The following is a 15,497-nucleotide window of genomic DNA, read 5'->3' on the forward strand; positions in this document are numbered from 1 at the left end:
ACGCCGATGATCGGCCCCCTGTGGGAGCGAGCCTGCTCGCGATGACGGTGTGTCAGTCGCCCCCAGGTACAAGTTAGATTGCTATCGCGAGCAGGCTCACTCCTACAAGGGTTCCGACAGGTAGTTATTCCGACAATTTTCCCGATTACAGACCGACATCCCACTCCGGCTCTTCGGGAAACCTCACCACCAGAAAATCCAGCAGGCAACGCAGCGTCGCCGGCATGTGCTTGCGTGACGCGTACACCGCGTAGATGTTCAACTGCCGCGGCTCGGCCTGGGGCAGCAGGCGGATCAGCTCGCCATTTCGAATGTGCCCGCCGGCCTGGTAGCTCGGCAACATCGCCACCCCGGCGCCGGCCAGGGTGACGCGCAGCAGCGTGCCTGCCTCGTTGGCGCTGATGTTGCCCTGCACCGGCACGGACACCGGCTCGCCGTCCTGCTCGAAATGCCACAGGCTTTTGCCGAAGTAGGAGTGGGTCAGGCAGTTGTGCTGGCTCAAGTCCGCGACCTGCAGCGGCGTCGGGTGCTCAAGCAGGTAAGCCGGGGACGCGCAGATCACCGAGCGGCACACAGTCAACCGCCTCGCGATCAGGTTCGGGTCCAGGTCATTACTGGTGCGGATCGCCAGGTCGATGCGTTCATCCACCAGGTTCACTGTGCGGTCTAGCATCTGCAGGTCAATGCTGACCCCAGGGTAGCGCTTGACGAAAGCGACCATGGCGTCCGCCAGTTGCGCCTGGCCGAACGAGGTACTGACGCTGATGCGCAGCACACCGCGCGGCGCCTCGTCAGGCTCATTGACTGCCGCCTGCATGTCGCTGGACAGCTCCAACATTTGCCGGCAGCGCGGCAGGATTTCGCTGCCTGCTGCCGTCAGGCTCAATTTTCGCGTGGTGCGGTGCATCAGGCGCGCGCCGACCCAGTCTTCCAGCTCCGCCAGATAGCGCGAAACCACCGGCCGCGACAGGTCCAGGTGATCGGCGGCGGCCGACTGGCTGCCCAGGTCGACCACCGTGACGAACACGCGCATTGCTTGCAGACGATCCATGATTTGCCCGATTTTAGAAACAAACTATGTCTCAGCATCGCATTTTTTGTACTGGCTCGGGCAACTAAGCTCTGTTGCATCGCCAAACACGGCACTTTGACCTCGGAGCAATAATGATCGGTTTCACTTCTCTCAAGCACTTTCTGCTGACAACCGCAACGCTCGGTCTGGCGGCACACGCCATGGCAGCACCGCTGACGCTGGACGTTTACAACCCCGGTACTGAGGCGATTTTTCCGGTGAGTTCGGTGTTGGTCAGCGGCGAGAAGGAAGCGATTCTGGTTGATGCGCAGTTCGGCAAATCCCAAGCCGAACAGGTGGTCAACAAGATCCGCGCCAGTGGCAAGCAGCTGACCACCATCTACATCAGCCACGGTGATCCGGATTACTACTTCGGCCTCGACACCCTGACCGCAGCCTTCCCGAAAGCCAAGGTCCTGGCTTCGCAGCCGACCGTGGAGCACATCAAGAAAACCGTCGACGGTAAACTGGCGTTCTGGGGTCCGAAAATGGGCGCGGATGTGCCGGCCAAAACCATCGTGCCGCAGGTGCTCGTCGGCGACAGCCTGATGCTGGAAGGGCAGAAGTTGCAGGTGGTCGGCCTTGACGGCAAGCAGCCAGATCGCAGCTTCGTGTGGATTCCGTCGATCAAGGCGGTAATCGGTGGCGTGGTCGTCGCGCAAAACATTCACGTGTGGATGGCCGACACCCAGACTGCGCAGTCCCATGCCGATTGGTTGGCTACGCTGCATTCCATCGAAACCCTGAAACCGCAGACCATCGTGCCAGGCCATTACCTTGGCGAGAGCACCCGGTCGCTGGCGGCAGTGCAATTTACGGCCGAATACATCAAGGCGTTCGACGAGGAAACCGCCAAGGCCAAGGACTCGGCGGCGCTGATCGCAGCGATGAAAAAACGTTACCCAGCCTTGGGCGAAGAAAGCTCGCTGGAGCTGAGTGCCAAGGTCGCGAAAGGCGAGATGAAGTGGTAATTGATAGACCCCTGTAGGAGCTGCCGAGAGAAACGAGGCTGCGATCTTTTGATCTTGATTTTTAAGGTCAAGAGATCGCAGCCTCGTTTCACTCGACAGCTCCTACACAGCTCCTGCACAGCTCCCGCAGGGGATCGTCTCGGTGGCTCAACGCGACTGAGCCTGCGCCACCAACCACCCCATCAACTCACCCAGCTTCACCGACGGCCCAGGCTTGTGCGGGAACACCAGGTAATACGCCAACCCGGTTTTCACCTTCAACTCAAACGGCATCACCAGCCTTCCCGCGCTCAGGTCATCGCCAATCAACGACCAATCGCCGATTGCCACGCCTGTCCCCTGAGACGCCATTGACATCGCCAGGTCCAGCGTTTCGAAATGCTGACCCTTGCCCACATTGCTCAAGCGCAGATCGGCGCTGGCCAGCCAGGCTTTCCAGTCGCGCTCGTCCTGTGTCGGGTGCAGCAACAGATGCTTTTGCAGATCAGCCGGCGACTGCAGCGGCACCGGGCCTTCGAGCAGCGGTCGGGAACACACCGGCGTCAGTTGTTCATCGAACAGGTGAAAAGACGCCAGTGCAGGGTCCGGCGGCGGGCCGTACATCACCGCCGCATCGAACTGCTCGCGATGGAAATCCACGCCGTGCTTCACCGTGGTGGTCAACTCCACCGGCACATCCGGACGCTCCCTCTGCCACTGCAACAGGCGTGGCAGCAACCAGCGCATGACGCAGGTCGGCGCCTTCAACTGCAGGGTCTCGCGCTTCTCGCCGATCTGCTCCACGGCCTCGTCGATCAAGCCGAAAATCTGCTGCACCCGTGGCAGCCATTCGCGCCCCTCGGCCGTCAGTTCAAGCCCACGAGCCTGGCGAATGAACAACTCATAACCCAGATGATCCTCCAGTCCGGCGATCTGCCGGCTCACCGCGCCTTGGGTGATGTGCAGCTGTTCGGCGGCACGAGTGAAGTTGCAGCACTGCGCGGTAATCAGAAAAGTGTGCAACGCCGGCAGGGGAGGCAATCGTTTCATTGAGATCCAAGGTATGACGTAGAGACATGGCTAGTATGATTTTTTATCCATTGTTGAGGCGACGTGTCGCCCGTTCCAATGAGGCCATCCCTGGACTTGCCCACGCATCATAAACACTGCGCAGGTCCGGCGTCTCGAACGAACAAAAAGGGCAAAGACATGGCGACGTGCGGCGAAGTATTGGTCAAGTTACTCGAAGGCTACGGGGTCGAGCAGGTGTTCGGTATTCCCGGGGTGCACACCGTGGAGCTGTATCGCGGGCTGGCCCGTTCGAGCATCAACCATGTTACTCCGCGTCACGAGCAGGGCGCCGGGTTCATGGCTGACGGGTATGCGCGAACCAGCGGCAAACCTGGCGTGTGCTTCATCATCACCGGCCCCGGCATGACCAACATCACCACGGCCATGGGTCAGGCCTACGCCGATTCGATCCCGATGCTGGTGATTTCCAGCGTGCAATCGCGCAGTCAACTCGGTGGCGGTCGCGGCAAGCTCCACGAGCTGCCTAACCAGGGCGCACTGGTCGCTGGTGTGGCGGCGTTCTCCCACACCCTGATGTCGGCGGCCGAGCTGCCGGGCGTATTGGCCCGTGCGTTCGCGCTGTTCCAGGCTGGCCGTCCGCGCCCGGTGCATATCGAAATCCCGTTGGATGTATTGGTCGAAGAAGCGGATGACTTGCTCGCCAGCGTGCCGGTCAACATTGATCGTGCGGGCGCTTCGCCGAGCGCGATCAGCCGCATGACCGCACTGCTGGCCGCTGCCAAACGCCCATTGATCCTCGCCGGTGGCGGGGCCATCGATGCGGCAGCCGAACTGACCGAACTGGCGGAGCTGCTGGACGCGCCAGTGGCCCTGACCATCAATGCCAAGGGCATGCTGGAATCCGGCCATCCATTGCTGATCGGCTCGACCCAGAGCCTGGTCGCCACTCGCGCCCTGGTGGCCGAGGCCGACGTGGTGCTGGCGATCGGCACCGAACTGGCCGAGACCGATTACGACGTGACCTTCGCCGGTGGCTTCGAGATTCCCGGTGCGCTGCTGCGGGTCGACATCGATCCGGACCAGACTGTGCGCAATTACCCGCCACAGGTCGCGCTGGTGTCCGATGCGCGCTACGGCGCCCAGGCGCTGTTGAGCGCTTTGTCGCACAAGTTCCTGGCCGAGCGCCGCAACGATTGGGGCCAGGTGCGCGCTGCCCGTCTGCGCGAAGAGCTGGGCGCGACCTGGGATGCGCCGACTCTGGCGCAGACGCGTTTCCTGGAAACCGTTCTGCATGAATTGCCGAACGCCGTATTTGTCGGCGACTCGACTCAACCGGTGTACACCGGCAACCTGACGTTCAATCCGGAGCGGCCGCGGCGCTGGTTCAATTCCTCCACCGGCTACGGCACCCTCGGCTATGCGTTGCCGGCAGCGATTGGTGCCTGGCTGGGTGGCCACGTCGAGAGCGGCGTGCGTCCCCCGGTGGTGTGCCTGATCGGTGACGGTGGCCTGCAATTCACCTTGCCGGAACTGGCCAGCGCGGTTGAAGCGCGCACCCCGGTGATCGTCCTGCTGTGGAACAACCAGGGCTACGAAGAGATCAAGAAGTACATGGTCAACCGCGCCATCGAACCGGTGGGCGTCGACATCTACACCCCGGACTTCATCGGCGTGGCCAAGGCTTTAGGCTGTGCAGCCGAAGCGGCCAACGACGTCGAACAGTTGCGCAGTGCGTTGCGCAGCGCCGCCGATCGCCAGGGCCCGACCCTGATTGAAATCGATCAGGCGCAATGGATGCAGGCGGTGTCGAAATGAACCTCCCGACAACATTGGACGGCTTGTTTATCAACGGCCAGTGGTCCGGCGGCCGTGAGCATCTGCGGGTGATCAACCCATCTACGGAGGCCCTGTTGACCACCGTCAACGGCGGCGATGCAGGTGCCGTCGATCAAGCCGTCAGTGCTGCAACCGATGCCTTCAAGGCCTGGTCGCAAACCAGCGGCGCCGAACGCGGTGCGATCCTGCGCCGGATCGCGGCGGGCGTGCAGGCGGGTCGCGAGCGACTGATGCATCTGCAGTCGAGCAACAACGGCAAGCCGCTCTTCGAAGCAGCCATCGACGTTGATGATGTCATCGCCACGTTCGAGTACTACGCCAGCCTGGCCGAAGGTCTCGACGCAAGACAGGACAGCCCGGTCGAGTTGCCCACCGACGACTTCAGCGCCCGTCTACGCCGCGAGCCTTGTGGCGTAGTCGGCCTGATCGTGCCGTGGAATTTCCCGATGGTCACCACCGCCTGGAAGCTTGCTCCAGCCCTGGCTGCGGGTTGCTGCGTGGTACTTAAACCGTCCGAAGTGACGCCACTGCCGGAGCTGGAACTGGCGGCGATCATTGGCGCTGCCGGCCTGCCCAAGGGCGTGTTCAACCTGGTGTGCGGCACCGGTCTGGCCGTCGGCGCACCGCTGTCGGCGGACCCGCGCATTGCCAAGATTTCCTTCACCGGCAGCAATGCGGTGGGCGTGCAGGTGATGCAGCGCGCGGCAGAAACCGTCAAGGGCGTGAGCCTGGAACTGGGCGGCAAATCCTCGTTGCTGGTGCTCACCGATGCCGACCTCGACCTGGCAGTGGAAGTGGCCTGCGGCGGCGGATTTTTCAACGCCGGGCAAATGTGTTCCGCCACCAGCCGGGTACTGGTTGCCGATGAATTGGCGGATGAATTTCTTCTGCGCCTGAAGGCTCGCGCCGAAGCCATCCGCGTGGCGGAGCCGTTCGATCCGGATGTGGAAATGGGCGCACTGGTGAACCAGGCGCAATACCAGCGAGTGCTTGGCCACATCGATCGCGGTTTGACCGCTGGGGCGAAGCTGGTTTGCGGCGGTAATCGTCCGGCTGACCTGCCACGCGGCTATTTTTTGCAGCCGACCATCTTCACCGAAGTGCCCCTCGACAGTGCGCTGTGGTGTGAAGAGATTTTCGGCCCGGTGCTCTGCGTGCGCAGTTTCGCCAGCGAAGCCGAAGCGATCGCCTTGGCCAACGACAGCCAGTTCGGCCTGGTGGCGAGTGTGGTGAGCGGCAACGCCGAAACCGCAGATCGGGTCGCCAACGCCCTGCAGGCAGGGCTCGTGTGGATCAATGCGCCACAAGTGATCTTCCCGCAGACCGCCTGGGGTGGATACAAGCAGAGCAGCCTGGGGCGCGAATTGGGGCCGTGGGGGTTGCAGGCATTTCAGGAAATCAAACACGTGATTCGGGCGGTCTGAACCATCACCGATCCTTGGAGGAGCGAGCTTGCTCGCCAAGAGGGAGTGTCAGTCAACATTGATGTCGGCAGACATGACGCCATCGCGAGCAAGCTTTGCTCCCACAGGTGTTCATTTCAAATTGCACGGATGCGCACGATCAAAACAAGCGCAGCGCGCCGGCTTGATGCCTTGGTCGGCCCGAAGGCCGCCACGGCGATGTTTTTGATCGCGGCGGCCCGCGGAGCAATGCCTGCGTTCGGGCACACCGAGCCTAAGCGAGGTGCCGAGTGGTGGGGCAAAAAGCGTTTGGTTACTTTGCGCTTTTTCAAAGTGACCCGCTGTAAAAGCGGAACCGATAGGAGCCGTTACCACAGAAATGGATATACACCCGGCGGCCGCGAATGAACGAGTAAAGAGCCATGCACCACCATCATGGCTCCAATGAGTTTTTATCGATAGTCAGAGGTTTTGGACAACCTCAGGATAAGCGCTCAGCTCACCTCAAGCCCCTTGAAAACGGGGGGGCTGCGAGCTGGCCAAGGCGCAGTGCAATGGTTTGCGACCAACCCTACAAAAAAAACAACGGGAGTCCTTCATGGGCGAGCACGATCTGAACAGACGTCAATTCATCAAAACCGTGGGCGTGGCGTCGGTAGCCGCAGCGGCCATGAGTTTGCCCTTCGTCAAAGCCAATGCCAGCGACACGCGCTTCCAGGGCAAGACCCTGCGCTTGCTCACCTGGTCGGATGACACCGGCCTCGCCGCATTGCGCAACATCGCGGCGACCTTCGAGGACAAATACGGCGTCAAGGTCATCGCTGACCGCACCGGCAGTACCTCGGAAATGGTCGCCAAACTCAAGGCCGGCGGTGATCGTCCGCAGTACGACATCATCACCCTGGCAGGCGTTGGCGCCGAAGGCCTGGCTGCCGCCAACCTGCTGGAAAAACCCGACCTCAACCGCATTCCCAACCTGGTCGATGTACCCGAGAAATACCGCACCGGCGCCAATGGCCATGGCATCGGTTACCTGCTCTGGTGCAACAGCCTGGTTTACAGCACCCGCACCATGAAGGAAGCGCCGGACAGCTATGCCGCCTTATGGGACGCCGACCTGTCGCCGAACATCTTCCTGCCGCCGCCGAACTGGACCGAGGCCATGGACCTGATCATCATCGCCGCCAAACTGGCCGGTGGTGACGAGCACAACATCGAACCGGGCTTCAAGAAACTCGCCGAACTCAAGGACCGCGTGGTGACCCTGGGCGAGAACCCGAACCAGATCGCCGAGCTGTTCCGCACCGGTTCCCTGGACATGGGTGGCTTGTACGCGCCGGCGTTTTTCCCCAAGCAGATCCGCGATCCGGCCTACGGCCTCGGCGCTACCTTTGGCATGAAAGAAGGTTTCTACACCGATCTGATGCTCTCGGTAATGCCAAAAAATCGCCCTGGCGATACCGAGCTGGCCTACGCCTTCATCAACCACTCACTCGACCCGCTGGTGCAGGGCAAGATGGCCGAGGACATCTACAACGGTCCGGTCAACGCCAAGGCGATCATCTCCGCCGAAGCGCGCAAGAGCCCGTACATCCTTACGCCGGAGCAAATTGCCGAGAAGGCGATCATGCACGACAACGCCTTCCTGGCCTCCGTGCATGACCAATGGATTCGTCGTTACACGGAAATCTTTTCTTCCTGATCTGCTGCACGATTTGAAGCACACGATTCCCCTGTAGGAGTTGCCGAAGGCTGCGATCTTTTGATCTTGAAAACCAAAGTCAAAAGATCGCAGCCTTCGGCAACTCCTACGGGGGGCGTGCGTGCAGATCGTCCAGCGCATTTGATCTTCCATTGACGAGACCCTAGCCATGGAACACCAACCTCTGACCCACCTGGGCAGCGTCGCGGCCTCGCGGCCCAAACGCGGCGTTTCGCCCACCGCGCGTGCCTGGCTTTTCCTCACACCATCGATGCTGTTCCTCGGCGTATTGATCGCCGCCAGCCTCCTGGTATTGCGCATGAGCGTGGGCACCAAGGGCGCGGAATGGACCGGTTTCAGCCTGGCCAGCTACGCCCAGTTGCTGGAACCCTACTACCTCAAATCCTTGCTGCTGACCCTGCGCCTGGCGCTGATCAGCGCGGTCATCGCGGTGGTGCTGGCGATCCCCGTGGCCTACACCATGTCACGCCTGACTTCGCCCTTCGTGCGGCGGATCTTCCTCGCTGCCGTGTTGCTGCCGCTGCTGGTCAACCTGCTGCTGCAAAGCTACGGCTGGCTGGTGATCCTCGGGCCTGGCGGGATGCTCAATCAGGCGCTGATGGGCCTGGGCCTGATCAAGCGCCCGATCATGCTGCTGTACAACCAGAACGGCGTATTGATGGGCCTGGTGCAAACCGCTTTCCCGCTGGCCGTGCTGCCGATCGCCAGCGCCATGCGCGGAGTCGCGCGGACCTACGAAGAAGCGGCGGCGACCCTCGGCGCCAGTCGCCTGCAGGTGTTCCGCCAGGTGGTGCTGCCGATGAGTCTGCCGGGGATCATCACTGGCGCGACGCTGGTGTTTGCCTACAACGCCAGCAGTTTTGTGGTGCCCTTGCTGTTGGGTGGCCGGCGCGTGCCGATGCTGGCGGTGATGGTCCATGACCAGATCGCCCCGCTGATGAACTGGCCGGCTGCGTCCGCCGCCGGTGTGGTGTTGATTGTTACCACGCTGGCGATCATGACCCTGTCGGAATATTTCACTGGCCGTCGTCGGCGCAGGATGGAGGCTTCGCAATGAGCACTATGATGAAAAAGCGTCATGCGCTGCTGCCGGGCGATACCGGCAAGTTTGCCGGCGTGTTGTCAGGCTTCATCCTGCTGCTGGCGGTGTTGCCGATTCTGACCATGATCGTCATGTCGTTCAGCGGCGCGTCGAACCTGGACTTCCCGCCCAGCAGCTACAGCCTGCAATGGTACAAGGCGGCCTGGAACACCTTCGTCTCGCCAGACTCCAACGACGTGTTGAGCCTGGGCAAAGCCATGACCACCAGCCTGATGGTCGCGTGCCTGACCATGATGTTTGCCACGATCATCGCGGTGCCGGCCGCCTATGCACTGACCCGTTGCGAGTTCCGCGGCAAGGCGGTGGCGCTGCAACTGATGTCGTTGCCCCTGGTGTTTCCGATGGTGGTACTGGGCCTGGCATTGCTGCTGGTATTCGACAGTCTGCCGTTCCAGATGACCACCTCGCGCTTGGTGATTGCCCACGTGATCCTGGCGTTACCGTTCGTGGTGAAGAACTGCACGGCGGCTATGTTATCCATCGGCAGTGAGGTCGAGGAGGCCGCGCAAATGCTTGGCGCCTCGCCCACCCGTGCAATTGTCGACGTGGTGGTGCCGTTGATGAAGTCGGGGATCCTGGCGGGCATGCTGCTGGCGTTCATCGTCTCGTTCAACGAGTTCACCGTGACCTATTTCCTCTACACCATCGACGTCATGACCGTGCCGATCTGGATGTACAGCCGCACCGTGTCATCGCTCGACCCGACCGTTTTCTCCTTTGCCGTGCTGATCGTGCTGATCGACTTCGTCCTGATCTGGGCGTTGGAGAAGCTGGTGGGCGAGGGCGGCGTTTCCTTTTGATTTGAGGTGCAACATGACTGGTCTGATTCTGGAAAACGTCGAGAAATATTACGGCTCGGCTTGCGCGGTAAAGGATGTGAACCTGCATTTGCCCGAGGGCAAACTGGTGTGTTTTCTTGGCCCGTCGGGCTGCGGCAAGACCACGTTGCTGCGGATGATTGCCGGGCTGGAGACCCTCACCGGTGGCGAGATCCGCCTGGACGGTGAAGACATCGGCCACACTCCGGCGCATCAACGCAATTTCGGCATGGTGTTCCAGTCGCTGGCACTGTTCCCGCACATGACCGTAGGTGAGAACATCGCTTACCCGCTGAAACTGCGCGGGGTCAGCAAGGCCGACCAGCAGGCGCGGGTGGTGGAGTTGCTGCAGCTGATCCAGTTGCAGGAAATGATCGACCGTCCGGTGTCGAAGCTGTCCGGCGGCCAACGCCAGCGTGTGGCGATCGCCCGGGCGATTGCCTCGCGGCCAAAAATTCTCCTGCTCGATGAACCGCTGTCGGCGCTGGACGCCAAGCTGCGCGAGTCGATGCAGGTGGAAATCCGCCAGCTGCAACAGCGCCTGAACATCACCACCATCATGGTCACCCACGATCAGCGCGAGGCCATGACCATGGCCGATATCGTCGTGGTGCTGGGCGAGCATCGGGTGCAGCAGGTGGGTACGCCGATCGAAATCTACCGCCATCCGGCGAACGAATTTGTCGCGGACTTCATCGGTTCGGGCAACATTTTTCCAGCCACGGCGCTGGGGGATGGCAAGGTTGGTTTGCCGGGTGGCGACGCACTGCAAGTGCCGATCTGCAGCAGCATCGTGGCGGGGGCGAAGGTGAAGATGCTGATTCGTCCCGAGGACCTGCAACTGTCACAGGCCCAGGCCACGGCGGGCAACCGGCTGCTGGGCAAGGTGACCTTTGTGCGCGATATCGGCGCGACGATTGAAACCACGGTGGAGTGTTCGGGGGTGTCGTTTACTGCCTTGAGCACACCGTGCCAGGGCTTTGGTTTGAGCATTGGCAATCCGGTGTCGGTGACCTTGCCGTCCGAGGCGTGCCGGGTACTCAGTGCCTGACTGACTGGCCCCTTCGCGGGCAAGCCCGCTCCCACAGGGTTTGGCGGTGTTCACACAATTTTGTATCCACCAGAAATCCCTGTGGGAGCGGGCTTGCCCGCGAAGAGGCCGGCATTAACAACAAAAATCCCGACTAAACCGTCAGCCGCAACCGCGCCAAATCCCGCAACGGCGGCGCCCCAAACAATCGGCTGTACTCCCGGCTGAATTGCGACGGGCTCTCGTACCCCACCCGATACCCCGCCGCCGAAGCCTCCAGCCCCTCGGCCAGCATCAACCGCCGCGCTTCCTGCAAACGCAGCTGCTTCTGATACTGCAACGGGCTCATCGCCGTCATCGCCTTGAATCGGTGGTGCAAGGTCGACACGCTCAGATTCACCTCCTTGGCCAGATCATCAATGCGCAGCGGTTGCTCGTAATTGCCGTTGAGCCATTTGATCGCCTGGCTGATGCGGTGGCTCTGGCTGTTGGCAACCGCGATCTCATACAGCCGATGGCCCTGGGGGCTGCGCAACAGGCGATAGAGGATCTCCCGGCGAATCAGCGGCGCCAGCATGCCGATGTCCTTGGGCGAACTGAGCAGGCGAGCCAGGCGCAGCACGGCGTCGAGCATCGCGGTGTCGATCTGCTCGACATACAGGCCGCGCCCCGTGGGCCGGGTCGGCACGCCAAGGGGGCCGGCATCGGCGATCAGCGCGGTGATTTCCGCCGGGTCGATATCCAGGCGCACCGCCAGGATCGGTTCCTCTGCGGTGACATTGACCACCCGCCCGCTCAGTGGCATCGAGACCGATACCACCAGGTAATTCAGCGGGTCGTAATTGAAGAACTCATCGGCCAGGCGTACCTCCTTGCGTCCCTGGGCCATGATGCACAGCGCCGGTTGCGCCAGCACCGGGGCAAAGTCGTGGGACTTGCTGTGGCGCGACATGAACAGCGAGCCGACGGCCGTGGCATAGGTGCCATCGTCCAGGGTATGGCGGCGAATGATCGCGGCCAGTTCCGCACGCTGTTTTTCCATGTCGGCAGCCAGCGGGGCTTCAAAGTGATCGAGCGACGACATGCACGACATCCTCGGCTAAGTGATGGGATGAGCAGAGCTTAAATTTGTGCAAGGCAAGTCGGTAGACACATCCTGCGAAATGCTTGCCTGATTCTGCACGGGCTTCAAGTGTTGCACAGCGGCGGGCGGTGCTCGCCCCGCAAACTTGCTTGAAAGTAGTATTTCAGCGCTGTGACAGCTTTTTCAGGTTGTTACAGCTTCCCGGTGAAGCTTCGCAGGATCGTGCAACAAGCCGGCAGGAATCGACTAACCGCGACGGATCCGGCGCGCTTAACCTTTGATCCTGTCGCAGCCCGTCCCACGGCTGCCACTCGAGTACCTGGGAGGGTTGAACATGTCTACGCAAATCCCCGTAAGCCATATGGCCTTTGTCCGTGCTCGTGCCGGGCGTTCGGTGGAACTGGGCGCGCGGCTCAGCGCCTTGATCGAGCCATCGCGCAACGCACCAGGCTGCCTGAGCTTCGCCCTGCAGCACTCACAATGCGATCCGGAGCTGTGGCTGGTGTCCGGTTTCTGGCTGGATCAACAGGCCATGACGGCCTACTTCAGCACCCCGGCGATGCAAGTTTTCGCCGAGCTGGTCCAGGACCTGATGGTCAACAGCCTGGATTTTCATACCTTCAGGGAAGTCTCGGCTGCCCAGGCGCTCGGTCAGACCCGGTCATGGGTACACAAAATGGCGGGTTGAGGGTTTAATGACGGCATTCTCAATCAGCCAGGATGCGCGACATGGCACGTAAAGCCTTTGAAACCTTCGAAGCGGTATCGGCGGTAGTCCCTCGCGAAGGCGGTTACTACGCGGCGATCGCCACCAAAGCCATCGGTGGCTCGGGCGCACCGCGCTTCAACAAACTGTTGGAAGAACAGACTTTCAAAACCGCCAAAGACGCCGATGATGCAGCCGCCTTGGAACTGACGCGCCTCAAGGGCGTCGGCGAAGACGGCGAGCTGATCTGGTAGCTACAGGGCTGGTGGCTACTTGACCGCACCGGGGCGGAACATTTTGAACAGTGCCTCAGGCCCCAGCTGAAAATAATCCGCTGGCCCGCCGCCGCGCAGAATTGGCTCTGCTGCGGCGGTGTCGTACACCCCATCCTTCAACAGCCATTTGGCAATGTGCACAGCCACTACTTCGCCGAGAATCAGCCAGCTGGGCACCACATTGCCGTCGGCTCGTTGCAGCTGAATGATCTGCGTGACCTTGCATTCAAAGGACACCGGGCTTTCAGCGACCCGTGGCACCTGGATGACTTTCGAGGCGGCAGCTGTCAGCCCGGACAACTCGAACTCGTCTACCTCGGGCCCGACCATTGCGCAGCTCTGGTTCATCTGCTCGGCGAGGGGACGGGTCGCCAGGTTCCAGGCGAACTCACCGGTTTGCTCGATGTTGTTGAGGCTGTCCTTGCGCCCGACGCTTGCGAATCCAATGATCGGCGGAATGTAGTTGAACGCATTAAAAAAACTATAGGGCGCCAGGTTCAGGCGGCCATTGGCATCCTGGGAAGAGATCCAGCCGATGGGCCGCGGGCCGACGATGGCATTGAACGGGTCGTGCGGCAGGCCGTGGCCGTTGGCGGGTTCGTAGAAGTGGATGTCGTCGGGCATGGGGTGAATTCCTGGAGGCTGCATTCTGGATTACTCAATATTGCAAGGATGACCACTTAATTTCCAGCGACGCGATCCAATGTGGGAGCGGGCTTGCTCGCGAAAACAGTGGGTCAGCAGATGCAAATGTTGAATGATGATCCGCTTTCGCGAGCAAGCCCGCTCCCACAGGTTTTGTGCCTGCAAATTGAAAAGGGGCAGACCCGCGAAGGTCTGCCCCTTTTTTACACCAACGGATTTAGTCCGTGGTGATCCGCGAATGCTTGCGGGTGTCTTTCATGGTGATGTACACCAGCAACGACACCGCGATACACGCTGTCACGTACCAGTAGTAACCGGTTTCCATGCCGGCGCTCTTGAACCACAGCGCGATGTATTCAGCGGTACCGCCGAAGATCGACACGGTCAGCGCATAGGGCAAGCCAACACCCAGGGCGCGGATTTCGGTAGGGAATAGCTCGGCTTTGACCACCGCGTTGATCGAGGTATAGCCGCTGACGATGATCAGCGCGGCCATGATCAGGAAGAACGCGCCCCACCAGGTGGTGACGGTATGCAGGGTGGTCAGGATCGGCACGGTGAACAGCGTACCGAGGATGCCGAAGGCAATCAGGATCGGCCGGCGGCCGATTTTATCCGATAGCCCGCCTACCAGCGGTTGCAGGCACATGAACAGGAACAGCGTGGCGGCAGAAATGGTGGTGGAGTCGGAGATGCTCATGCCGACGGTGTTCACCAGGTACTTCTGCATGTAGGTGGTGTAGGTATAGAACGCCAGGGTCCCGCCCATGGTCAGGCCGACCACGGTCATCAATTCCTTTGGATGGCGCATCAAGGTGCGCATCGCGCTTTCCTTGGCCTTCTCTTTCTTGGTGAACGACTCGGTTTCTTCCATGCCGCGACGCAGATACAGCGCAACGACGGCACACAGTGCGCCGATGGCGAACGGGATGCGCCAGCCCCAGGCGTACAGTTCCTCGGTGGTGAGCAGGTTCTGCAGAACGATCAGCACGCCCAGCGCGATGAGCTGGCCGGAGATCAGGGTCACGTACTGGAAGCTCGAGAAGAAACCGCGACGTTCCCTGGTCGCCATCTCACTGAGGTAAGTGGCCGAGGTGCCGTACTCGCCACCGACCGACAGGCCTTGCAGCAGACGAGCGAAGATCAGCAGGATCGGGGCACCGATGCCGATGGTTTCATAACCCGGACTCAGGGCAATCACCAGCGACCCGAAACACATCAGGTAAACCGAAGCCATCAGCGCCTTCTTGCGGCCCACTTTGTCGGCGTACAGGCCCATCAGCCAGCCCCCGATCGGACGCATGAGGAAGCCCACGGCAAAGATTGCGGCAGTGTTCAGAAGTTGTGCGGTGGTGTCGCCTTTAGGGAAAAAGGCTTTGGCGAAGTACAGCGAGAATGCGGCGTAGACGTACCAGTCGTACCACTCGACCATGTTGCCAACCGAGCCGCTGAAGATCGATTTGATTCGACTGGAGGTGGTGCGAGGCTTGGCCGGCACGGCAGCCGATCCTGCGGGCAGGGTGTTGGAGTTATCCATTGAAGGATCCTTAATCTAATTGTTTTTTTGGAGCGCATTAAAACGCAGCCTGCGGGGGCTATAGCAGGAGCTGTGCCAACAGGGGGAGGGCCGGTTTAGAGGGGTTTGGCTGGTGCGGTGAGCGGATATCCGCTTATTGATGAGTGGGCTTGGGCGGAAAAGCGCTTATCGGGTTTCTGGAATTGTATTGTCTGGACTGGCCTTATCGCGAGCAGGCTCACTCCTACAGGGTTTGTGGTTGATCACCAATGTATGTTCAACCTGAGACCTGTGGGAGTGAGCCT

At 61.0% G+C, this 15,497-nt stretch carries 14 protein-coding genes; 9 read left to right on the forward strand and 5 right to left on the reverse strand.

The annotated features are described in order from the left end of the window. Positions 1-145: 145 nt before the first annotated feature. Entirely contained in the window at positions 146-1,051 is a 906-nt protein-coding gene (locus tag ACYZTK_RS21140) for a LysR family transcriptional regulator (RefSeq protein ID WP_462011613.1), read from the reverse strand. A 113-nt stretch (positions 1,052-1,164) separates the two neighbouring features. On the opposite strand from ACYZTK_RS21140, the gene ACYZTK_RS21145 reads away from it, so the two are divergent. Continuing rightward, positions 1,165-2,043, forward strand: a complete 879-nt coding sequence (locus ACYZTK_RS21145; RefSeq protein ID WP_462011614.1) for an MBL fold metallo-hydrolase — start codon at positions 1,165-1,167, stop codon at positions 2,041-2,043. Between the two features lie 147 nt (positions 2,044-2,190). On the opposite strand, the gene ACYZTK_RS21150 is transcribed toward ACYZTK_RS21145, so the two are convergent. After that, complete coding sequence (locus ACYZTK_RS21150) at positions 2,191-3,072, reverse strand: LysR substrate-binding domain-containing protein (RefSeq protein ID WP_462011615.1); 882 nt, start codon at positions 3,070-3,072, stop codon at positions 2,191-2,193. Positions 3,073-3,231: 159 nt separating this feature from the next. Between ACYZTK_RS21150 and ACYZTK_RS21155 the strand changes: the two genes are divergently transcribed. From ACYZTK_RS21155 to ACYZTK_RS21180, 6 genes are all read left to right on the forward strand, one after another. Further along, positions 3,232-4,869, forward strand: a complete 1,638-nt coding sequence (locus ACYZTK_RS21155) for a 5-guanidino-2-oxopentanoate decarboxylase (protein WP_462011616.1) — start codon at positions 3,232-3,234, stop codon at positions 4,867-4,869. Next, complete coding sequence (locus ACYZTK_RS21160; RefSeq protein WP_462011617.1) at positions 4,866-6,314, forward strand: aldehyde dehydrogenase family protein; 1,449 nt, start codon at positions 4,866-4,868, stop codon at positions 6,312-6,314. Before ACYZTK_RS21155 ends, ACYZTK_RS21160 begins: the two co-directional genes overlap by 4 nt. A gap of 577 nt (positions 6,315-6,891) precedes the next feature. After that, entirely contained in the window at positions 6,892-7,995 is a 1,104-nt protein-coding gene (locus tag ACYZTK_RS21165) for an extracellular solute-binding protein (protein WP_462011618.1), read from the forward strand. A gap of 169 nt (positions 7,996-8,164) precedes the next feature. Next, entirely contained in the window at positions 8,165-9,073 is a 909-nt protein-coding gene (locus ACYZTK_RS21170) for an ABC transporter permease (RefSeq protein ID WP_462011619.1), read from the forward strand. After that, complete coding sequence (locus ACYZTK_RS21175) at positions 9,070-9,918, forward strand: ABC transporter permease (protein WP_462011620.1); 849 nt, start codon at positions 9,070-9,072, stop codon at positions 9,916-9,918. The genes ACYZTK_RS21170 and ACYZTK_RS21175 overlap by 4 nt, the downstream gene beginning before the upstream one ends. A gap of 13 nt (positions 9,919-9,931) precedes the next feature. Continuing rightward, positions 9,932-10,987, forward strand: a complete 1,056-nt coding sequence (locus tag ACYZTK_RS21180; protein WP_462011621.1) for an ABC transporter ATP-binding protein — start codon at positions 9,932-9,934, stop codon at positions 10,985-10,987. Between the two features lie 133 nt (positions 10,988-11,120). On the opposite strand, the gene ACYZTK_RS21185 is transcribed toward ACYZTK_RS21180, so the two are convergent. Next, on the reverse strand, positions 11,121-12,050 hold the full coding sequence (locus ACYZTK_RS21185; protein ID WP_462011622.1) for an AraC family transcriptional regulator: 930 nt from the start codon (positions 12,048-12,050) through the stop codon (positions 11,121-11,123). Between the two features lie 334 nt (positions 12,051-12,384). On the opposite strand from ACYZTK_RS21185, the gene ACYZTK_RS21190 reads away from it, so the two are divergent. Together ACYZTK_RS21190 and ACYZTK_RS21195 are read left to right on the forward strand one after the other, a co-directional pair. Further along, the gene (locus ACYZTK_RS21190; protein ID WP_462011623.1) at positions 12,385-12,738 is read left to right on the forward strand and encodes a putative quinol monooxygenase; all 354 of its coding nucleotides are present in this window, start codon (positions 12,385-12,387) and stop codon (positions 12,736-12,738) included. 41 nt (positions 12,739-12,779) lie between these two features. After that, on the forward strand, positions 12,780-13,010 hold the full coding sequence (locus ACYZTK_RS21195) for a hypothetical protein (RefSeq protein ID WP_462011624.1): 231 nt from the start codon (positions 12,780-12,782) through the stop codon (positions 13,008-13,010). A 15-nt stretch (positions 13,011-13,025) separates the two neighbouring features. Here ACYZTK_RS21195 and ACYZTK_RS21200 read toward each other — a convergent pair whose 3' ends face one another. Continuing rightward, complete coding sequence (locus tag ACYZTK_RS21200; RefSeq protein WP_462011625.1) at positions 13,026-13,655, reverse strand: flavin reductase family protein; 630 nt, start codon at positions 13,653-13,655, stop codon at positions 13,026-13,028. A 238-nt stretch (positions 13,656-13,893) separates the two neighbouring features. After that, entirely contained in the window at positions 13,894-15,213 is a 1,320-nt protein-coding gene (locus ACYZTK_RS21205; protein WP_462011626.1) for an MFS transporter, read from the reverse strand. Between the last annotated feature and the right edge of the window lie 284 nt (positions 15,214-15,497).

This window comes from Pseudomonas sp. LB3P31, from assembly GCF_054897945.1.